Annotated in this window: 14 protein-coding genes, 9 pseudogenes and 1 riboswitch; of the genes and pseudogenes, 22 read left to right on the top strand and 1 reads right to left on the bottom strand. The window is 39.7% G+C overall.

Going from position 1 to position 22295, the window contains the following annotated elements; genetic code table 11:
* The first annotated feature begins 7 nt into the window (after positions 1–7).
* From JCM21714_RS20960 to JCM21714_RS04955, 8 genes and pseudogenes are all read left to right on the top strand, one after another.
* A complete protein-coding gene (locus tag JCM21714_RS20960; RefSeq protein WP_235182623.1) occupies positions 8–583 on the top strand; it encodes a carbohydrate ABC transporter permease in 576 nt (191 codons plus the stop codon).
* Positions 580–954 (top strand): carbohydrate ABC transporter permease, encoded by a 375-nt coding sequence (locus JCM21714_RS20955; protein ID WP_235182622.1) that lies wholly within the window; start codon positions 580–582, stop codon positions 952–954. The genes JCM21714_RS20960 and JCM21714_RS20955 overlap by 4 nt, the downstream gene beginning before the upstream one ends.
* The gene (locus JCM21714_RS04980) at positions 954–1775 is read left to right on the top strand and encodes a carbohydrate ABC transporter permease (RefSeq protein WP_035722308.1); all 822 of its coding nucleotides are present in this window, start codon (positions 954–956) and stop codon (positions 1773–1775) included. Before JCM21714_RS20955 ends, JCM21714_RS04980 begins: the two co-directional genes overlap by 1 nt.
* An 11-nt stretch (positions 1776–1786) precedes the next feature.
* Positions 1787–3366, top strand: a pseudogene (locus tag JCM21714_RS04975) (glycoside hydrolase family 43 protein).
* An 18-nt stretch (positions 3367–3384) separates the two neighbouring features.
* Positions 3385–4039, top strand: a pseudogene (locus tag JCM21714_RS04970) (ThuA domain-containing protein).
* A gap of 16 nt (positions 4040–4055) precedes the next feature.
* Positions 4056–5150 carry a Gfo/Idh/MocA family protein gene (locus JCM21714_RS04965; RefSeq protein ID WP_035722307.1) on the top strand — a complete coding sequence of 365 codons (1095 nt, stop codon included), beginning with the start codon at positions 4056–4058 and terminating at the stop codon, positions 5148–5150.
* Between the two features lie 73 nt (positions 5151–5223).
* Positions 5224–6195 (top strand): sugar phosphate isomerase/epimerase family protein, encoded by a 972-nt coding sequence (locus JCM21714_RS04960; protein WP_035722305.1) that lies wholly within the window; start codon positions 5224–5226, stop codon positions 6193–6195.
* Between the two features lie 20 nt (positions 6196–6215).
* A pseudogene (locus tag JCM21714_RS04955) lies at positions 6216–7350 on the top strand (Gfo/Idh/MocA family protein).
* A gap of 293 nt (positions 7351–7643) precedes the next feature.
* Here JCM21714_RS04955 and JCM21714_RS04950 read toward each other — a convergent pair.
* A complete protein-coding gene (locus JCM21714_RS04950; RefSeq protein ID WP_235182621.1) occupies positions 7644–8060 on the bottom strand; it encodes an Hsp20/alpha crystallin family protein in 417 nt (138 codons plus the stop codon).
* A 122-nt stretch (positions 8061–8182) separates the two neighbouring features.
* On the opposite strand from JCM21714_RS04950, the pseudogene JCM21714_RS04945 reads away from it, so the two are divergent.
* The 14 genes and pseudogenes from JCM21714_RS04945 to purD all read left to right on the top strand — a co-directional run bounded on the left by JCM21714_RS04945 (position 8183) and on the right by purD (position 22104).
* Positions 8183–8792: pseudogene (locus tag JCM21714_RS04945) on the top strand (DUF2179 domain-containing protein).
* Positions 8743–8946, top strand: a complete 204-nt coding sequence (locus JCM21714_RS04940; RefSeq protein WP_035722301.1) for an NETI motif-containing protein — start codon at positions 8743–8745, stop codon at positions 8944–8946. Before JCM21714_RS04945 ends, JCM21714_RS04940 begins: the two are co-directional and overlap by 50 nt.
* A gap of 78 nt (positions 8947–9024) precedes the next feature.
* A riboswitch (purine riboswitch) is annotated at positions 9025–9123 on the top strand.
* 165 nt (positions 9124–9288) lie between these two features.
* A pseudogene (gene purE, locus JCM21714_RS04935) lies at positions 9289–9781 on the top strand (5-(carboxyamino)imidazole ribonucleotide mutase).
* Positions 9768–10898, top strand: coding sequence for a 5-(carboxyamino)imidazole ribonucleotide synthase (purK, locus tag JCM21714_RS04930; RefSeq protein WP_035722294.1), 1131 nt, complete (start codon positions 9768–9770; stop codon positions 10896–10898). Before purE ends, purK begins: the two are co-directional and overlap by 14 nt.
* Positions 10899–10910: 12 nt before the next feature.
* Positions 10911–12199: pseudogene (gene purB / locus JCM21714_RS04925) on the top strand (adenylosuccinate lyase).
* 19 nt (positions 12200–12218) lie between these two features.
* Entirely contained in the window at positions 12219–12932 is a 714-nt protein-coding gene (gene purC, locus JCM21714_RS04920) for a phosphoribosylaminoimidazolesuccinocarboxamide synthase (RefSeq protein WP_035722292.1), read from the top strand.
* Positions 12929–13153, top strand: a pseudogene (gene purS, locus JCM21714_RS20950) (phosphoribosylformylglycinamidine synthase subunit PurS); the annotation flags it as partial. The gene purC and the pseudogene purS, both read left to right, overlap by 4 nt.
* Before the next feature lie 24 nt (positions 13154–13177).
* The gene (gene purQ / locus JCM21714_RS04915) at positions 13178–13861 is read left to right on the top strand and encodes a phosphoribosylformylglycinamidine synthase subunit PurQ (protein ID WP_035722405.1); all 684 of its coding nucleotides are present in this window, start codon (positions 13178–13180) and stop codon (positions 13859–13861) included.
* Positions 13845–16082: a phosphoribosylformylglycinamidine synthase subunit PurL gene (gene purL, locus JCM21714_RS04910; protein WP_035722290.1), complete on the top strand. Its 2238-nt coding sequence runs from the start codon at positions 13845–13847 to the stop codon at positions 16080–16082. The genes purQ and purL overlap by 17 nt, the downstream gene beginning before the upstream one ends.
* Positions 16058–17481 (top strand): annotated as a pseudogene (gene purF, locus JCM21714_RS04905) (amidophosphoribosyltransferase). The gene purL and the pseudogene purF overlap by 25 nt, the downstream one beginning before the upstream one ends.
* A gap of 147 nt (positions 17482–17628) precedes the next feature.
* A complete protein-coding gene (gene purM / locus JCM21714_RS04900) occupies positions 17629–18666 on the top strand; it encodes a phosphoribosylformylglycinamidine cyclo-ligase (RefSeq protein ID WP_035722288.1) in 1038 nt (345 codons plus the stop codon).
* Entirely contained in the window at positions 18659–19234 is a 576-nt protein-coding gene (gene purN, locus JCM21714_RS04895; RefSeq protein WP_035722283.1) for a phosphoribosylglycinamide formyltransferase, read from the top strand. The genes purM and purN overlap by 8 nt, the downstream gene beginning before the upstream one ends.
* A 2-nt stretch (positions 19235–19236) precedes the next feature.
* Positions 19237–20775 carry a bifunctional phosphoribosylaminoimidazolecarboxamide formyltransferase/IMP cyclohydrolase gene (purH, locus tag JCM21714_RS04890; protein WP_035722281.1) on the top strand — a complete coding sequence of 513 codons (1539 nt, stop codon included), beginning with the start codon at positions 19237–19239 and terminating at the stop codon, positions 20773–20775.
* A gap of 74 nt (positions 20776–20849) precedes the next feature.
* Positions 20850–22104, top strand: a pseudogene (gene purD, locus JCM21714_RS04885) (phosphoribosylamine--glycine ligase).
* Positions 22105–22295: the final 191 nt, after the last annotated feature.

The following is a 22295-nucleotide window of genomic DNA, read 5'->3' as shown; positions in this document are numbered from 1 at the left end:
ATTCTAAATGAGCAAAGTAGAACAACTACATGTAAAAACCCAGAGCCACGTCCAAGCGGCTAAAAAAAGAAAACAGAAAGATACCCTTGCCATTATTGGATTTGTAGCACCAGCATTTATCATTTATGGGATCTATGTTATTTATTCCATATTTATGACCTTTTATTATAGTATGTTTGATTGGACAGGTATTGATTCTAATATGACCTTTCTGGGCTTAGGAAATTATTTAACCTTACTTCAGGATGACGTGTTTTGGACATCTATTAAAAATAACTTTATATTAGTAATTGCTTCGCTTTTTACGCAATTACCAATTGGTTTAATTATGGCTCTATTATTGTTTAGCCCAGTAAAAGGAATGAGATTATTCCGATCAGTTTATTTTATGCCTTTCTTAATGTCTACAGTAGCAATTGGGATACTATTTATTTTTATTTATGAAGGTAACTATGGATTATTAAACGCAATTTTAGGAGCAGTTGGTCTTGAATCTTTGCAAAATGCATGGATTGGTAAGGAAAGTACGGCTATCTGGGCGGTTATTGCAACCGTAAGTTGCAGTTTGCGCCATTTTATATGATCCTCTTCAGGGCGACAATTGTTGGTATACCGGAAGAATTATACGAAGCAGCTAATATCGATGGGGGGGCAACAGGATGGCAACGTTTTAAGAACATTACATTACCTTTATTAATGCCTATTATTGTAACGTCTGCGATTCTTTCGGTTATTGGTTCGTTAAAATACTTCGATTTAATTTATGTAATGACCGGTGGGGGGGGACCGAATAATTCCACTGAATTAATGGCCACCTATATGTATAAACAAACATTTACAAACTTCAGTATGGGGGGGTACGGAAGCAGTATTTCATTCTCCATGTTTATTATCGCGTTCATCGTAACCTTATTTATTTTATTAGGTGATAAAAAAAGAAAGGGGACAGACTAATGGCAAAGTTAATAAAAGGAGTTCCATTATATGTATTGGCGATTGCCATTCTTATTGGTACAGGATTACCTTTTTTAATCATGGTATTAACATCTTTTAAAACACAAATGGAATTCATGACGACACCATGGTCATGGCCGGAAAGTTTCTCTTTTCGAAATTATAACCTATTAGTGGAAATGGAGTTTTTTGGGTACTTTTTCAACAGTTTAATCGTTTCCGTTATCTCTGTATTTGTTGTCATTATACTTGCAGCGATGGCAAGTTATCCAATAGCCAGATTAACGTTTAGGCTTAATAGACCCATATTTCTTTTGTTTATGATAGGACTAATGATTCCGATTCATACAACACTTGTTCCAATCTTTATTCTGACCAATAAAGTTGGACTATACGATTCATTAATTGGTTTAATAGGACCATATATTGCTTTTGCGTTACCTATTTCGGTTATTATCTTTACACAATTTATGAAAGAAATCCCTAAGGAATTAGAGGAATCTGCCAAAATTGATGGCTGTAGTCATTTGCGTTTATTTTGGAATATTATTTTTCCACTATTGACTCCAGCGGTGGCAACCGTCGCGATTTATAATTTTATTCATATTTGGAATGAATTTATTTTTGCATTAGTCTTAACTAATTCTGATCGTACAGCGACATTACCAATTGGTCTGCGAGAATTCTATGGTGAATTTTCTGTCAATGTTCCAGGAATTATGGCAGCGCTAACTCTTGGAAGTTTACCTTTATTATTGGTATACTTTGTAGCACAAGAAAGAATTGTTACAGGACTTGCAGCAGGTTCTGTTAAAGGTTGAGGAGGAATAATATGAAAACGATAACAAATCCGGTATTACCAGGCTATCATCCCGATCCTTCCATTTTGCGGGTGGGAGATGATTACTACATTGCAGTTTCAACTTTCGAGTGGTTTCCAGGGGTGGAAATCCATCATTCGAAAGATCTAGTAAATTGGGAACTTGTTGGTTGTCCACTTACAAGATCCTCTCAATTAAATATGATCGGGAATGTAAACTCAGGTGGTATCTGGGCTCCATGTCTATCCTATTATGATCATACATTTTATCTTATCTATACGGATGTGAAAAGTCGACAAGGTGCATTTAAAGACTCGCATAATTATTTAGTAACTGCAGAAACCATAGAAGGACCATGGTCAGAACCGATTTTTATGAATAGTAGCGGCTTTGATCCTTCGCTTTTTCATGATGATGACGGGAAAAAATGGTTTCTTAATATGATTTGGGATCATCGTAAAGGGACAAATTCTTTTGCAGGGGTGGCTTTGCAAGAATATTCTCCTTCTGAGCAAAAATTAGTTGGAACAATTAAGAATATATTTAAAGGAACCGAACTAGGATTAACAGAGGCACCGCACATATATAAGAAAAATGGTTACTATTATTTATTAACAGCTGAAGGTGGCACATGGTATACCCATGCAGCGTCCGTTGCACGTTCGAAAACAATTGATGGCCCTTATGAGATTGATCCGACAAATCCAATTCTCACTTCGGATAAATCAAAGGAAGGACAATTGCAAAAGGCTGGTCATGGTTCCTTTGTGGAAACGCAAAATGGTGAATGGTATATTGCTCATTTATGTGGGCGCCCTGTTATTGATGATAAGTGTATTTTAGGTCGAGAAACAGCAATTCAGAAATGCTATTGGACAGATGATGATTGGATACGAGTAGTCGATGGTCCTAATCCAAGTCTGGAGGTGGAAGCTCCGAACTTACCAACCTTCGAGGCTAAGAAGCTACCAGACTATGACGATTTTAATGATACCGCTTTATTTTTATATTGGAATGTATTACGTCGAACATTTGAAGAAGAATGGTATTCGTTAACGGAAAGACCAGGCTATTTACGTTTGTATGGTGAAGAATCGATGAGCTCCTTACATCGGCAAAGTATGATGATGAGAAGGTTAGAGCATTTCAAAGTAGAACTGGAAACAAAAGTCGACTTCACCCCCCTGAAAATTTTCAACAGATGGCAGGATTAATGGTTTATTATGATACAAATGACCATGTATACTTGCGAGTAACTGATCACGAAGAACATGGCAAATGTTTAGGTATTATTGAAACGAAATATGGTAAGTATGATGAATTACTAACACAAGATATATCATTACCGGAAAATACAGAAGTTTATTTAAAAGCAGTGATAAATCGTCATCTTTTACAATGTTTTTATGCAACAGAAGAAGGAAAATGGCAAGAGATTGGCGAACAAATAGATATAGGCCATCTTTCGGATGATGACGCGGATTATATTCGCTTTACTGGTACATTTGTTGGCATGGCGGCACAGGATTTAAGTGGTCAACATAGGCATGCTGACTTTGATTACTTTCAATATAGAGTAATGGAAAAATAATAGGATGGAGGAATAGACATGAAAAAAGCATTGATTTTTCAAGGTGGATGGCAAGGTCATGAACCTGAAAAGGTAGCGGGAATATTAGCGGGGATTTTAGAAGAAGAGGACTTTAACGTTAAAATAACGAATACCTTAACGACTTTACAAGAAGATGATTTAACACAATATGATTTGATTGTTCCTAATTGGACACAGGGTACGATTGAAAAAGACCAGTTGCAGCCGTTGATAGATGCTGTAGCTCAAGGAACCGGGTTAGCTGGATTGCATGGGGGGGAATGGGAGATTCCTTCCGTATGGAAGTAGATTATCAATTTATGGTAGGCGGCCAATGGGTAGCACATCCCGGCAATGATGGCGTTTCATACAATGTACATATTTTAGATAGGGATGATCCGTTAACAAAGGGTATAAGCGATTTTACCGTTGTTTCGGAGCAATATTATATGCATGTCGATCCTGCTGTGAAGGTGCATGCGACAACACCTTTCCCTAATGCAGAAGGTCCATATCAAACAAATGGTGAAGTGGATATGCCGGTAGTCTGGACAAAGAGGTGGGGGGTAAAGGAAGAGTATATTATAACTGTTTGGGACATGTATCTGAAATCGTGAGAATGCCTCAAGTAATGGATTTAATGAAAAAAGGAATGACATGGGCGAGCAGATAAAGAGGAGGAAAACATTATGAAGGTAGGCATTATAGGTTGTGGAAATATTAGTGGTATTTATTTAAAAAATGCTTCACGTTTTAATAATTATGAGGTGGAAGCGGTAGCAGATCTCATCATAGAAAAAGCAGAAGAAAAAGCGAAGGAATATAATATTCCCAAAGTATACACTACCGAGCAATTGATGGCAGATCCAACGATTGAATTAGTAATCAACTTAACGATACCAGCGGTTCATGCTGAAATTGCCATTCAGGCATTGGAAAACGGAAAACATGTATATGGTGAGAAACCGCTCGCTGTTAGTCGCGAAGACGGAAAAAGAATGCTTGAACTTGCGAAAGAAAAAGGATTGTATGTAGGGAATGCACCAGATACTTTTTTGGGTGCGGGCATACAAACATCCCGAAAGCTTATTGATGAAGGCTGGATTGGTAAGCCAGTATCCGCAACAGCATTTATGATGATTCCAGGTCATGAAGGATGGCATCCAGATCCAACCTTTTATTACCAAGAGGGTGGTGGTCCATTATTTGACATGGGTCCTTATTATTTAACGGCATTGATCAATCTGATGGGACCTGTATCTCGAGTGACAGGATCAGCTCAAATGACTTATAAAGAGAGAACCATTACAAGTAAAGAAAATTACGGTAAAAAAATACAAGTAGAAGTACCCACCAGATTAATGGGGGTGCTTGATTTTGAGTCAGGCGCTGTTGCTTCTATTATAACGAGCTTTGATACATGGCATCACCAATTACCATACATTGAAATTTATGGAACAGAAGGAAGCCTTTCTGTGCCAGATCCCAATACGTTTGGTGGTCCTGTATATATAAAAAGAAAGGATCATTCCGAATGGTCAGAAATTCCTTTAACACATGGCTTTAGCGATAATAGTCGTGGATTAGGTGTAGCGGAAATGATAGATGCGATTGAGAAAAAACAACCTGCAAGAACAGATGGTCAATTAGCATACCATGTGTTAGATATTATGCATGGTATTCATGACGCTTCTCGTGATGGAAAACACTGTATCCTTACGAGCAGCTGCCAACAACCTGAATCATTACCAGTCGGGATAAGCGAACAATTATTTGGAAAATAATGTATGCATTTCTGTTCATTGAAGATGTTGTTGTCTTCTACTGACACTTCAAAAAAATAATGAGGTGAATGGAATGAAGTTAGGTGTTTTCGCTGTTTTGTTTGGAGATAAGTCGCTGGACGAAGCACTTGATCGGGTGAAAGCGGCAGGATTAGACGCGGTAGAAATTGGTGCAGGGGGGGGCTATCCAGGAAATAAGCACTGTAATCCAGCAGAACTTTTGACAGATGAAGCAAAATTAAAATCATTTCAACAAGCATTTTCAGACAGAAACCTTCAAATTAGTGCACTTAGTTGTCATGGTAATCCTTTACATCCAAATCAATCGATATCTAGCGATCATCATCGACAGTTTGAGGATACGGTCTTGTTAGCGGAAAAAATTGGTGTCGAAACTATTGTGACATTTTCAGGCTGTCCGGGAGAATCAGAGTATTCCCGATATCCAGTATGGGTTACCGCTGCGTGGCCAGATGACCATCCAGAAGTATTAGAGTGGCAATGGAAAGAAAAAGTCATTCCGTATTGGAAAGAACAAAATGATTTTGCTGCGAAGCATAATGTCCGTATTGCTATAGAACCTCATCCTGGATTTGTGGTATTCAATAATGAAACTGCTTTAAAATTACGTGAAGCTTGCGGGAAAAATATTGGGGTAAATTTTGACCCAAGTCATTTATACTGGCAGCAAATGGATCCTGTCGTAAGTATTAAAGAGTTAGGTAAGCATGACGCCTTATTTCACTTTCATGCAAAAGATACTGCGATTGATCCACAAAATACAGCATTAAATGGTGTCTTGGATACTAAACCTTATAGTGATGAATTACATCGTTCCTGGATTTTTCGAACTGTCGGATACGGTCATGGTGAAGAAGAGTGGAAACGGATTATCAGTGCTTTACAGCTTATTGGATACCAAGGTGCGGTAAGTATTGAACATGAAGATAGCTTAATGTCTGTTGAAGAAGGTTTTCAAAAAGCGGTTTTGGTACTGAAAAATGCATTAATCAGAGAAAAGGTTGGTGATATTTGGTGGGCATAAACCAAAAAATAAGAGTTGGTATGATCGGCTATCAATTTATGGGTAAAGCACATAGTCATGCTTATCGTGATCTCCCTTTTTATTTCGATAATCCATTAAAACCGGAGTTAAAAGTCATTGCCGGGCGTAACGAAGAAGCTGTGAAAGAAGCGCAGGAAAAAATGGGTTGGGAAAGTTATGAGACAGATTGGAAGAAAGTAATCGAACGCGATGATATAGATGTCATCGATATCGTTACACCGAATCATACGCATGCAGAGATAGCGATTGCAGCTGCGAAGGCAGGGAAACATATTATCACAGAAAAGCCATTAGCTTTAACGGTAGATGAAGCTAAAGAAATGCTGCAAGCAGTCCAGGAAAATGGTGTCAAGCACATGATTTGTCATAATTATCGCTTTGTACCTGCTGTTCAGTTTGCGAAAAAATTACTGGATGATGGCAAAATAGGCCGTGTTTATCATTATCGTGCGAACTATTTACAAGATTTTATTATGGATCCTAATTTCCCACTTATTTGGCGGTTGAAAAAAGAAATATCAGGTTCCGGTGCCTTAGGTGATATCGGGGGCACACAGTATTGATATGGCCCGCTTTTTAATTGGTGAATTTACGGAAGTAACGGCAACAATGGAGACATTTATTAAACAACGTCCGATTGGAGAAATGACAGGAGGGCTTAGTGCGAAAGGTAATTCGGACGAAATGGGAGAAGTAACCGTAGATGACGCAGTAGCCTTTATTGTCCGGTTTGAGAACGGTGCTCTGGGTACTTTTGAGGCTACTCGCTTTGCGGGAGGTAATCGTAATAAAAATAAATTTGAAATCAATGGTGAAAAAGGTTCGATCCGTTGGGATATGGAAAATATGAATAATTTAGAAGTCTATTTTGCTGATGACGAAGAAGGGACACAAGGCTTCCGTCTGATTAATTGTACGGAAGAAGTACATCCCTATGCTAAGAATTATTGGCCACCGGGTCATATCATTGGATATGAGCATACGTTTATCCATGTAATCGATGAATTCTTCCGCGGCATCGCAGAAGGATATCAGCCCACACCAAATTTCGAAGACGGAGTAAAAAACCAACTCATTTTAGAAGCAATAGAAACCTCCTCAAAAAACAAGTCATGGGTAACAATTGAAAAATAAATAGACTTGTACATCACTTATGTTAGTTAATAAGAATTCAACATTATAGCACTCGTATTTAGTGTGGAGCTATGTTTAAACGTAGGACGACCATTCCGACTCCTGGGGGGAACAGCGTGATTCGAAGATCCACTTGTCAAAGTGGGCTTCTTTGGCAAGTTAGCTGAGAAGCATGCCCCCCCTCGGAAAGCGGAATGGTCAGCCGAAGTGATGGCATAGCAGACAATTGATTTCAAAATTACTTCTTTAATAGGTAGTAAAGACATATCGTGTTATGTCTCATAATGTACCTTTCATTCCTCAAACTCATCAATATTAATAGCATTCTTTCCTTTATGCTCCTGAATAAGCCGATGTAATTGAATGATTAATAGACCCTGCTTTAATGAAGCATTCATCCGATCTTCCCTGACTGGAAAGGGAAGATCGATTTGCCGCGAAAATTCCCCCCCATTTAAAATCTCCTGCTTTATTAACTTACCAGATGACTCAATCGGAAAAAGCGAACCCTTTAATTCAAGTATATTGTAATCAACAAATACCTTCACCTGTTTACGATCCTTAATTCCGGGCAAATTAACATAAACAATCAATTCATTGTCTAATTCATAAAGATTAATAGCTGGAATCGGTGGTTTGATCATATGATCAAAGTCATCCCAAAAGTTTCCACCAAAGAATTTATCTAAATTATTTTTCCAATCATGCATATGCTGAAATGGATCCAGATCTATCTCTCCCCCCTTTCTCCTTTAGCTATGTTAAAATTGTTTCATTATACTATAGGTTATGAACCTAAGAATAATCTTGTGCGCGTTAGCGAGGTGTTGTTATGCTTGAAAATGCTGTTATAATGGTCATTATTATCATGGTGATCAATATTGTGTATGTTTCCCTTTCTACATTAAGGGTCATCTTAACTTTAAAAGGAAGACGATATGTTGCTGCAACGATTGGAACTTTTGAAATCGTTATTTACACATTGGGTTTGGGTTTAGTTTTAGACAATCTTAATGAAATACAGAACTTAATAGCATATGGTCTTGGCTATGGTTTAGGTGTGGTGATAGGTTCCATGATTGAAGAGAAATTAGCGCTTGGATATATTACGGTTAATGTCGTATCATCCAATCCGGATATTACTTTCACTAAACAGTTAAGAGAAAAAGGATACGGGGGGGTAACGAGTTGGTATGCCTATGGAATGGACGGAGACCGCTTATCAATGCAAATATTATCCCCCGAGAAAATATGAATTGCAATTATACGAAGCGATAAAGACAATTGATCCTAAAGCATTTATTATTACGTATGAACCAAAACAAATTTATGGTGGTTTTTGGGTGAAACAAGTCAGGAAAGGGAGGATTCGAAAAAGTGTCGAAAAGGCAGATGAGGAACAGCAAGCCCAACAAGAAGAAGTTCATCGTGAAGGAGAATGAATCGATTGATACATGTCTGGACAGAATCAAACAGGATGGTTATTCCCCGACGAGACGCGTTGAAGAACCGATTTTTATAGAAGAAAATGGCCAGCTAATTCCCTATGGAAGAAAAATAATATTTGATGCAATATTACTAAAACACGAACATTAAAATATAATTACAATTTAATGTTCGATTTTTTTGTTGACAGAATTCAAGTGAACTTGTTATCATATAGATGTAGTTAATAAATCTGACAAATAACCACCTCATATAATTTGAGAATAGGGCTCAAAAGTTTCTACCCGTCACCGTAAATGATGGACTATGGGGGGGGAAGATGACATATGATTTCCGTGCTTAAATTTTTCGGAATAGTTACGGATTCTTAGACCTATTCATCTTCTCTCCTGATAGAGAAGATGAATAGGTCTTTTTATAGTTATAACCAAGCGGAAACACTAGATAATACGAGAATTTACTATCAAGTTAAATAGAGGAAAGAGGGATTTTATGGTAGAAGTTGGTGTGATTATGGGCAGTATTTCGGATTGGGAAACGATGAAACATACATGTCTTGCCCTAGAGGAATTAGGTATCGATTACGAAAAACAAGTTATTTCTGCACATAGAACTCCAGAAGACATGTTTGAATACGCCGAAAATGCTCGTGATAGAGGACTTAAGGTCATTATTGCAGGTGCTGGGGGGAGCCGCACATTTACCAGGTATGGTCGCAGCAAAAACGACTTTGCCTGTAATCGGTGTTCCTGTTAAAACAAGCACATTAAGTGGACTAGATTCTCTATATTCGATTGTACAAATGCCAGGTGGTGTTCCGGTTGCAACGGTGGCAATCGGTACAGCAGGAGCTAAGAATGCGGGTGTTTTAGCCGCGCAAATCATTGGTACAGCAGATCTGAAAGTAGCGGAGCGTTTAGCGAATCATCAACAGCAATTAAAAGAAAAAGTAGCGGAAATGAGGGAGCAACTTGCAAATCAATAAATTATTATTTGGGGCAACGATTGGAATTATTGGTGGAGGACAGCTGGGAAGAATGATGACAACTACAGCCAAGCATATGGGCTATCGAGTGATTACCCTGGATCCTACTCCAGACTGTCCAACTGCACAAGTAGCCGACGATCAAATTATTGCGGCCTATGATGATTTAACGGCAGTAAAGCAATTAGCGGAGCGCTGCGATGTCGTCACATATGAGTTTGAGAATGTTGATTTGAAGGCTGCTCAAATCCTGGAAGAATCAGGTATTCTCCCACAAGGAGCTAATTCATTGCAGGTGACCCAAGACCGTGAACTCGAGAAAAAGGCGATGGTTGACAGTGATCAGCCTGTGGCAGAATTTGCAATTGTAACGACAAAACAGGAATTACAACAGGCAGCTGAACAAATTGGTTATCCAGCGGTGGCCAAAACATGTCGCGGCGGTTATGACGGCAAAGGTCAAGTAAAGCTTTCTGATTCAAGTAATATTGAAGAGGCAGCAGAAATGCTCGATTCCTCAGAGCGTTTAATCGTGGAGAAATGGATACCATTCGATAAAGAAATATCGATCGTTTTTACTAGAAGTCAAACAGGTGAAATCACATATTTTCCAGTAGCAGAAAACATCCATCGCGATCATATTTTACATGCGACGATCGCACCAGGTCGTGTTTCAGAAAAAATTGCCGAAAAGGCCCGTCAAGCAGCCAAGGCAATTGCCGAAACAATTGGAGTGGTTGGAACGTTTGCGATCGAGTTGTTCGTAATTGGCGAGGATATTTTAATCAATGAATTAGCACCACGCCCGCATAATTCAGGACATTATACGATTGAAGCATGTGATGTTTCTCAATTTGAACAACATATCCGTGCTATCTGCGGACTTCCATTGATTCCGATTCAATCACATGGCGGAGCGGTGATGGTCAACTTACTTGGAAAGGATGTCGATCCTTTTTTCAATCAATTAGAGGACCATCCAAGTGCACATATTCATATGTACGGAAAACAAGAGAACAAGCCATTGCGTAAAATGGGTCACATCACATTTATTGGGGGGGACAATCCGTTAAAGATATATAATGAACTAGTAGAAAAAAAGATAATTGAAAACTAGGAGGAAACACGAATGATCGAACGTTATACAAGAGAAGAAATGGGAGAGATTTGGACGAGTGAAAATCGTTTTAACGCATGGCTTGAGGTAGAGATTTTAGCGTGCGAAGCGTGGAGTGAATTAGGTGTTATTCCAAAAGAGGATGTTAAAAAATTACGAGAAAATGCTTCTTTTAATATCGATCGTATTTTCGAAATTGAGCAGGAAACCCGTCATGATGTGGTGGCCTTTACTCGTGCTGTTTCGGAATCACTAGGCGACGAAAAAAAATGGGTGCATTATGGCCTTACTTCCACAGATGTGGTAGATACCGCACTTTCATATTTATTAAAGCAAGCAAATGTGCTTATTCGTCGTGACATTGTTAACTTTATCAAGATATTAAAGGAAAAAGCGATTGAACATAAAAACACGGTAATGATGGGTCGTACTCATGGTGTGCATGCAGAACCAACAACTTTCGGTTTAAAAATGGCGCTCTGGTATGAAGAAATGAAACGAAATCTCGAACGCTTTGATGCAGCGGCGAAAGTAATTGAAACAGGTAAAATGTCAGGAGCTGTTGGTACCTATGCCAATATTGATCCTTATGTGGAAGAGTATGTTTGTGAAAAATTAGGTCTGCAGGCAGCACCGGTTTCCACCCAGACATTGCAGCGAGATCGTCACGCCCAATACATGTCAACGTTAGCTTTGGTTGCAACTCGATTGAAAAATTCGCAACGGAAATCCGTGGATTGCAAAAAACAGAAACCCGTGAAGTCGAAGAATTTTTTGCAAAAGGTCAAAAAGGCTCTTCAGCAATGCCGCATAAACGTAATCCAATCGGTTCAGAGAATATGACGGGTATGGCACGTGTCGTTCGTGGGTATATGATGACAGCTTATGAAAATGTGTCTTTATGGCATGAACGGGATATATCCCATTCCTCAGCAGAACGGATTATTTTACCAGATGCAACGATTGCCGTAAATTACATGCTCAATCGTTTTAGCAACATTGTCAAAAACTTAACGGTATTCCCAGAAAATATGAAACGAAATATTGACTGTACCTATGGTGTGATCTTCTCGCAACGTGTATTACTTTCTTTGATTGATCAGGGAATGAGCCGTGAGCAAGCATATGATATTGTGCAGCCAAATGCGATGAAAGCATGGGAAACAGCTACACCGTTTCGTCAGTTAATCGAGCAGGAAGAGCAGATTACCAATCTATTATCAAACGAGCAATTAGATGATTGCTTTGATTATACCTATCACTTAAAAAATGTCGATCAAATTTTCAAAAAATCGGTCTAGCATAAGGAGTGTAATGGAAATGAAGGACAAGCTGTTATATGAAGGAAAAGCAAAACAGGTGTTTACGGTAGAAGGTAATCCTGAGCTGTTAATTTTATCTTATAAAAATGATGCCACAGCATTCAATGGAGAGAAGAAAGCAAAATTTCAAGGAAAAGGTCGATATAACAATTTAATTTCGGCTAAAGTATTTGACTATTTACATCAGCATGGAGTAAAGAGTCATTTTAAAGAAGCTTTAAATGAAACAGAGCAGTTGGTGGAGAAAACTACGATTATTCCATTAGAGGTGGTCGTACGAAATGTCGCCGCAGGTAGTATTGTTCGTCGCACAGGTATAAAGGAAAAAACGATTTTCAATCCTCCATTAGTAGAATTTTTTTATAAGAAGGATGAACTGGGTGATCCCTTAATTAACGATGAACATGCCTTGCTTTTAACGGATGCAACCGAATCGGATCTCCAACAATTAAAAGAAATGGCACGTCAGGTAAATGAATATTTGCAAGCTTTCTTTAAAGAAATTAATTTACAGCTTGTCGACTTCAAATTAGAATTCGGACGGAATGCGCATGGTGATATTATCTTATCAGATGAAGTCAGTCCAGATACATGCCGGTTGTGGGACATTGCAACAGGTGAAAAGATGGATAAAGATGTATTTCGTGAGGATTTAGGCGATTTAGTCACTGTCTATGACCATATATTAACACGACTGGAGGCAAAACAATGAAACTAGTAAAAGTTCACATTACATTAAAAGAGGGTGTATTAGACCCACAGGGAAAAGCAGTTCAAGGTTCTTTAAATACATTAGGCTATGATCATGTAAATGAAGTACGTGTTGGAAAATATTTAGAATTAACGGTAAATGATGATGCCAATATTGAACAAGAGATAGAAGAAATGTGTAACAAATTGCTGGCAAATCCAGTCATTGAAAACTATTCCTATACAGTGGAAGAGGGGGGTTATACAGTGAGGTTTGCTGTCATTGTTTTTCCAGGTTCGAATTGTGATCGCGATATGTATTATGCGGCCAAGGATGCCCTCGGGGAAGAAGCAGATTTATTATGGTATAAGGAAGCAAACTTGGAAGGATATGATGCCATACTTCTTCCAGGTGGTTTCTCGTATGGTGATTATCTTCGCTCAGGAGCGATTGCATCTACTTCCAATATTGTCCAGCAGCTTCGTCAACAAGCAGCGAATGGCATTCCAATCCTTGGTGTTTGTAACGGATTTCAAATCCTGTTAGAGTCTGGTTTACTTCCAGGTGCAATGCTTCGTAACAAAAACTTGAAATTCATGTGTCACTTTGAGGACTTAGTCGTAGAAAATAATCATACCTTGTTTACGACAAAATATGAAAAAGGTGAAGTGATTTCCATTCCAATTGCCCATCATGACGGAAACTATTATTGTGATGATGAAACACTTGCTAGATTAAAAGAAAATAACCAAATTGTGTTTACGTACCAAAATAATCCGAATGGTTCTGTCCACGATATTGCTGGAATCATCAATGAACAAGGAAATGTGTTAGGCATGATGCCACACCCGGAACGAGCAGTAGAAGCTATTTTGAACAGTGATGATGGCTTAAAACTATTCCAATCAATGCTGGAAAACTGGAGGGAACGTTATGTTGCAGGCGTCTGAAGTAACCCCCCCGGAACAAATTGAACAAGATAAAGTCTATCAGGAGATGGGTTTAACAGATAAAGAATACGATATGATTAAGACTATTATGGGTCGCCGCCCAAATTTCACAGAGATCGGAATTTTCTCCGTGATGTGGTCGGAACATTGCAGTTATAAAACGTCGAAACCACTATTAAGTAAGTTTCCAACGGAAGGTCCACAGGTTGTCCAAGGACCTGGTGAAGGTGCGGGGGGGGTCGTTGATATTGGTGATGGCCAGGGTGTCGTATTTAAAGTCGAAAGTCATAATCACCCTTCAGCAGTGGAGCCTTATCAAGGTGCTGCAACAGGTGTTGGTGGGATCATTCGTGACGTATTTTCGATGGGAGCACGTCCAATAGCTTCTCTAAACTCTTTACGTTTTGGTAACTTAATCACAGGTCGTGTCAAATACCTTTTTGATGAGGTGGTCCACGGTATTGCCGGTTATGGAAACTGTGTCGGTGTACCAACAGTTGGCGGGGAAGTACAATTTGACGATTGTTATCAGGGAAATCCATTAGTGAATGCCATGTGTGTAGGCTTAATCGATACGAAGGATATTCAGAAGGGAATTGCCCCCCCGGGTGCAGGTAACACGATCATGTATGTTGGCTCAAAAACAGGCCGTGACGGCATTCACGGAGCAACTTTTGCGTCTGAAGATTTGTCCGAGGATTCAGAAAGCAAACGATCTAACGTACAAGTTGGAGACCCTTTTATGGAAAAGTTATTAATTGAAGCATGTTTAGAAGTGATTCACTCAGATGCGTTAATTGGTATTCAGGATATGGGTGCAGCAGGTCTTACATCGTCTGCAAGTGAAATGGCCAGTAAGGCAGGCATGGGAATGGAAATGAATCTGGACCTGATTCCACAGCGTGAAGCGAATATGACAGCATATGAAATGATGCTATCTGAATCACAGGAGCGTATGCTTCTATGCGTGAAAAAAGGCGAAGAACAAGAAATTATTGATATTTTTAAAAAATATAATTTAGAAGCTGTTGCGGTAGGACATGTAACAGAAGATAAAATGTTTCGATTAGTGCATAAAGGTGAAGTGGTAACAGATATTCCAGTCGATAACTTGGCTGAAGATGCACCAATTTTTCATAAAGAATCCAAAGTACCGGACTATTATCAGGAATATCAAACCATGCCGGCGTATAGGCCAGACATAACGAACCATACGGAAACATTGAAACAATTATTACAACAACCAACGATCGCAAGTAAAGAATATGTCTATGATCAATATGATTCCATGGTTCAGGCGAATACCGTCTTCTCGCCTGGTTCAGATGCAGCGGTTGTTCGCGTGCGTGGATATGATAAAGCGATTGCGATGACGATCGATTGTAATTCCCGTTACATTTATTTAGATCCAGAAGTTGGCGGCAAAATTGCTGTCGCTGAAGCAGCCCGAAATATCGTCGCATCTGGTGCCAAACCGTTAGCATTAACGGACGGCTTGAACTTCGGAAATCCAGATAAACCAGAGAACTTCTGGCAAATGGAAAAAAGCGTCGATGGGATGAGTGCAGCAAGTTTACGCCTTAACACACCTGTAATTAGTGGCAATGTATCGCTATACAATGAATCAAACGGTCAGGCGATTTTTCCAACTCCGGTGGTAGGCATGGTAGGACTGCATGAGTCATTAAAGCATATTACACCTTCCCATTTCCAAAACGAAGGCGATCTTGTTTATCTGATTGGTGAAACGAACGCAGAATTCGGCGGCAGTGAATTACAGAACCTGTTAGAGGGCAAATACTTTGGCAAGGCCCCAGCAATTGATTTAGATGTGGAAGCCAAACACCAAGAGCAATTGCTAACCGCCATACGTTCGGGACTGGTTCGTTCTGCTCACGATTTGTCTGAAGGTGGACTTGGCGTCGCTTTAGCAGAATCGCTTTTTAATGGCAAAGGCTTTGGTGCAGATATACAGGTAGAAGGCGATCTGACAACGGCTTTATTTAGTGAATCACAGTCACGCTTTTTAGTATCGATACGTGAAGCTGACCGCGATAAATTTGAAGCACAAGTAGAAGATGTGACATTACTTGGGACGGTAACAGCATCCAATTATTTGAACGTGAGAAATGGTGAAAAAGAAGTAATCACAGAAAACGTGGAAACATTACAGCAACTGTGGAAAGGAGCTATCCCGTGCTTGCTGAAATCAAAGGCTTAAACGAAGAATGTGGTGTATTTGCGATCTGGGGGGGACATGAGAAGGCTGCTGAATTGACCTATTATGGCTTGCATGCCCTGCAGCATCGTGGACAAGAAGGTGCAGGAATTGTTACGACAGATGGCGAGAAACTAAATGTGCACAAAGGTGTGGGATTAGTAAATGATGTCTTTTCCGAGGACCAATTTTCTCGCTTACAAGGAAATGCCGCAATTGGTCATGTCCGTTATGCCACACAAGGTGGCGGTGGGTATGAGAATGTTCAGCCATTAGTGTTTCGCTCACAAACGAAAAGTATGGCATTAGCCACAATGGTAATCTAGTAAACGCCCATCAATTAAAAAGCCAACTAGAGGCACAAGGTAGTATATTACAAACCACGTCAGACACAGAAGTGATCGCCCATTTAATCAAGCGAAGTGGTCATTTACCAATGGAAGAAGCGATTGTTTCTGCGTTAGGTATGATCAAAGGTGCCTATGCTTTCTCTATTTTAACAGAGGACCAAATGTTTGTCGGATTAGATCCGCGTGGGTTACGTCCGTTATCGATTGGCCGCTTAGGTGATGCCTATGTTGTTGCTTCAGAAACCTGTGCTTTTGACTTAATTGGTGCAACTTACGAGCGTGAAGTAAGACCAGGGGGGGAATTAATTATAATTGATGAAGACGGATTTAAAGCAAAACAATTTACTACTCCGATGCAACGGACATTATGCTCGATGGAATACGTTTATTTTTCCCGACCGGACAGCGATTTGAATGGAAAAAATGTGCACGCTAACCGTAAAACAATGGGAAAACAATTAGCAATCGAAGCACCAGTAGAGGCAGATGTGGTTACAGGGGGGGTGCCAGATTCAAGTATTTCAGCAGCAATTGGTTTCTCTGAAGCAGCTGGAATTCCTTATGAATTAGGATTAATCAAAAATCGTTATGTTGGCAGAACATTCATCCAGCCTTCCCAGGAACTTCGTGAACAAGGGGGGGTGAAAATGAAGCTTTCGCCAGTAAGAGGGATTGTCGATGGCAAACGTGTCGTGATGGTCGATGACTCGATCGTACGCGGAACAACCAGCCGTCGTATTGTTCGCCTTTTAAAAGAAGCAGGTGCAACGGAAGTGCATGTGCGAATCGCTTCTCCACCAATTCAAAATCCATGTTACTATGGTATTGATACCTCTAATAAGGGAGAATTAATCGCAGCAAATAATTCAATTGAAGAAATGCGTGAAATCATCGGTGCTGACAGCTTATCCTTTTTGTCAACGGAAGGATTAGAAACATCGATTGTAGCAGATCGAGATCAAAAGCAATTTGGAGTATGCCAAGCCTGTTTTACCGGAAATTATCCTACCGAGATTTATCCAGACACTGTGATTCCAGCATATAAAGAGTAAAGTGGCCAATAAACAATTAAAAGTGGCCATAAAACGTCTTAAAGTGGCCAAAAAAGTGAGAAAAGTGGCCATAAAAAGCATTGAAGTGGCCATAAACTCACCAAAAGTGGCCATAAAAACTTTTGCGCACAAAAAGGAGTTCATATAATGAGTGATATTTATAAAGATGCAGGTGTCGATGTCCATGCAGGATACCAAGCAGTAGATTTAATGAAGAAGCATATTGCAAAAACGAATCGACCGGAAGTAATCGGAGGTGTCGGGGCTTTTGCAGGCCTGTTCGATTTAAGTAAATTTTCTTACGAAGAACCGGTATTGGTCTCTGGTACAGATGGTGTCGGAACAAAACTAAAGCTTGCTTTTGCAATGGATAAGCATGATTCAGTTGGTGTTGATCTAGTTGCGATGTGTGTCAATGATATTGTCGCCCAAGGTGCAGAGCCACTATTTTTCTTAGACTATATCGCTTGTGGCAAAAATCAGCCAGAAAAAATAGAGCAGATTGTGAAAGGCATTACAGACGGTTGTGTGCAAAGTAATACCGCGTTGATCGGCGGCGAAACTGCGGAAATGCCAGGAATGTATGAGGAAAATGAATACGACCTAGCAGGTTTTGTAGTGGGAATCGCTGACAAAAAGCAAATCATTACGGGTGAATCCATTAATCCCGGAGATAAAATAATCGGTTTAGCCTCATCTGGTGTACATTCCAACGGCTTCTCCTTAGTTCGTAAAATAATAAATGATAATGGCTTAAGTTATCAGGACGATATCAAAGAACTATCCACAACATTAGGCGAAGCATTGCTTGAACCTACTAAAATTTACACCAATGCGATTCAACAATTAAAATCAGATCTGACCATTAAAGGGATTAGTCATGTCACAGGTGGTGGCTTTTATGAGAATCTCCCCCCCCGTGCATTACCTGCAAATTTAGGTGTAGCTATTAAAAAAGATTCATGGCAAAAGCCAGCTATTTTTGCTTACCTGCAACAACAGGCAAGTTTAAAAGAAGAAGATATGTATGGCGTCTTCAATATGGGGGGGATCGGAATGGCTGTCATTGTTGAAGCACATGAAGCAGATATGGCACTCCAATTATTAGCAGATATTGGAGAAGAAGCCTATGTGATCGGTGAAGTTACAGAAGAAGCAGGGGGGGTGAAGTTCCTTAATGACTAAAATAGCAATCTTCGCCTCAGGTACTGGAAGTAATTATGATGCTATTGTCGAAGCCACGAAAAATGGTAGACTAGATGCAGTGGTAGCTTTACTTGTATGTGATAAGCCAAATGCAAAAGTAGTCGAAAAGGCTAATGAAAATGGTACGCCTACTTTTGTATTTGATCCAAAACAATATCGAAATAAACAGATGTTTGAAGCAAAACTAGTAGAGGTTCTTCAGGAAGAAACGATCGATTGGATTGTGTTAGCAGGGTACATGCGTTTAATCGGAGATACATTGCTGCAACCGTTCGAAGGAAAAATTATTAATATTCATCCATCCCTCTTGCCTTCCTTTCCAGGTTTAGATGCAATTGGACAAGCTTTTGAAGCAGGTGTAAAAGTATCAGGTGTGACGATTCATTACGTTGATGAAGGTATGGATACAGGCAAGATTATTGCACAACAAGCCGTTAATTTAAACGAAAATATGACAAGAGCTGAGTTGCAAAAGGCGATTCAACAAGTCGAGCATAAACTCTATCCAGCTACACTTCAGAAGTTAATTACGAGAGGGGGGGAATAACGTTGAAAAAACGCGCATTATTAAGTGTATCAGATAAAAACAATTTAGTTCCTTTTGCAAAAGGATTAGATGAACTAGGCTATGAATTAATTTCGACAGGTGGCACATTAAAGAAACTGCAAGAAGCAGGCGTACCGGCAAAAGGAGTTTCCGAAATAACCGGATTCGATGAAATTTTAGATGGCCGTGTTAAAACATTACATCCTATTATCCACGCAGGTTTACTGGCTCGCCGTGATGATAATTCACATATCAAGCAATTAGCAGAGCGTGACATTGCACCGATTGATGTAGTTGTTGTCAATCTTTATCCATTCAAAGAAACAATCGCAAATCCAGAGGTAACCGAAGAAGATGCGATTGAAAATATTGATATCGGTGGACCAACCATGCTCCGGGCAGCATCGAAAAACTTCCGTGATGTAACCGTAGTAGTTGATCCGGCAGATTATGATGCAGTACTAGAAAACTTAGGGGGGGAAAATGGTGGAACATCAGCATTCCGCAAAACATTAGCAGCAAAGGTATTCCGTCATACGGCAAATTATGATGCCATGATCGCTAACTATTTTGTTGATATTACAGGCACAGAAGATCCGGAAACCTTTACCCAGACATTTGAAAAGATTCAATCATTACGTTACGGTGAAAACCCCCATCAACAAGCATCCTTCTATAAAGAAGGTAATGTCAAAGGGGCATCGATTGCCAATGCCAAACAACTACACGGCAAAGAGCTGTCGTATAATAATATCCAGGATGCAAATGCAGCATTAGAGATTGTTTTAGAATTTGGCGAACAGCCAGCAGCCGTTGCCGTAAAACATATGAATCCTTGTGGAGTGGGAATTGGTGAAACAATTTCAGAAGCATTTCAGAAAGCATATCAAGCAGATCCCGTTTCGATCTTCGGTGGCATCGTAGCCCTCAATCATGAAGTAGACGAAGCGACAGCAGATCAGCTAAAAGATATATTTTTAGAGATTGTTATTGCACCAAGTTTTTCAGAAAAAGCGATGGAAATATTAACGGTAAAGAAGAATATCCGTTTATTAGAAACATCAATGGAAATCAATGAAACGGATAATAAAAAGGTGGTCAGCGTTATCGGTGGACTACTTGTGCAAGATCGGGATAATGGCAAAATATCAGCCAATGATTTAGAAATAGTTACCGATCGTCAACCAGACGCCAAGGAAATAGATGAGCTCCTTTTTGCATGGAAAGTTGTGAAGCACGTTAAATCCAATGCGATTGTAGTTGCAAAAGCTGATCAAACACTAGGCGTTGGCGCTGGTCAAATGAATCGCGTGGGAGCAGCAGCAATTGCTTTTGAACAGGCAGGTGACAAAGCAAATGGTGCCGTGATGGCGTCTGATGCTTTTTTCCCAATGCCAGACACAGTAGAAAATGCTGCAAAAGCAGGTATTAAAGCAATTATCCAACCAGGTGGCTCCATACGTGATCAGGATTCCATTGATGAATGTAATAAGCATGGTATTGCCATGGTATTAACAAAAATGCGTCATTTCAAGCATTAAACAAGCAGGATTCTCAACATGTTGAGAATCCTTTCCTATATCAAGTTGATTTGTCATCAAAAGGAGGCTGTCTTATGAAAGTGTTAGTAATCGGTGGCGGTGGCCGTGAGCATATCATCGTCAAAAAGTTAAAAGAAAGTAAACGTGTGTCAAATATTTATGCAGCGCCTGGAAATGGCGGGATCGCAAATGATGCGACATGTGTAGCAATTAAGGATGATGCGATTGATGAATTAGTTGATTTTGCATTGAAACATCAAATCGATTGGACAATTGTTGGCCCGGAAGTACCACTTACAAAGGAATAGTCGATATATTTCGTAATAACAATCTCAAAATTTTTGGCCCGACCCAAGCTGCAGCATTAATCGAAGGAAGTAAAGACTTTGCCAAAGCGTTTATGAAACAATATGATATCCCAACAGCAAATTATCAGACGTTTACAGATATAGAGAAGGCTAAGGCTTACATACAAAAAGAAGGTGCGCCGATTGTTATCAAAGCAGATGGACTGGCAGCCGGCAAAGGTGTAGTTGTTGCAATGTCGGAACAGCAAGCATTGGATGCAGTTGAAGATATGTTGATAGATAATAAATTTGGTGAGGCAGGAAGCCGTGTTGTGATTGAAGAGTACTTAGAAGGGAAAGAATTTTCACTTTTTGCTTTTGTTCATGGCGAAAATGTATACCCAATGATACCTGCCCGTGACCACAAACGCGCTTATGAGAATGATGAAGGCCCCCCCAACACTGGTGGTATGGGTGCCTTTTCACCAGTTCCAGATCTTGAACCAACAGATATAGAATATACGGTTGAAAAAATCCTTAAACCAGTGGCAAAAGGAATGAAGCAGGAAGGTCGAACCTATACCGGAGTGCTCTATGGAGGATTAATCCAAACAAAAGAGGGAATAAAAGTCATTGAATTTAATGCCCGATTTGGTGACCCGGAAACACAAGTGTGCTGCCCTTATTAGAAAATGATCTGATCCAGGTGATCGAAGATGTAACAGCGGGCAAAGATCCACGCTTGAAATGGAAGGATGGCTATGCGATCGGAACTGTTGTCGCATCCAAAGGTTATCCCGGATCCTATGCTAAAAATATAAAACTGCCAGATTTAGTAGCTGACAACGATGTGTATGTTATTCATGCAGGAACCGCACTATCAGAGGATGGTAGCTTCCATTCTAATGGTGGTCGAGTCCTTCTGGTTGGCTCCCTGCAAAATAGCCCTGAAAAAGCTCAAACAGAAATTTATAAATACCTCTCTCGTTTTGATGAGTCAAATGGCTTTTTCTATCGTAAAGATATAGGTTTTTCCAATTAATAGTCCTAAGTAAGCACCACAGTTGATGAGAACTGTGGTGCTTTAATATGCGAGAAAACCGGAAATGAAATCATAATAACCTATTAATGTTCAAAACTACTCATCTACTACAGTTGAGTAGTTTTTATCCATTTTAAGCAAGCGAATCGAGAAATTCGCATGTGAAAATGATGGACTTAGAGCTTTTATCC

The organism is Gracilibacillus boraciitolerans JCM 21714, from assembly GCF_000521485.1.
In the GTDB taxonomy this organism is placed as follows: domain Bacteria; phylum Bacillota; class Bacilli; order Bacillales; family Amphibacillaceae; genus Gracilibacillus; species Gracilibacillus boraciitolerans.
Note: the sequence above shows the minus strand (reverse complement) of the source record. Positions and strands in the feature narration are given on the sequence as shown.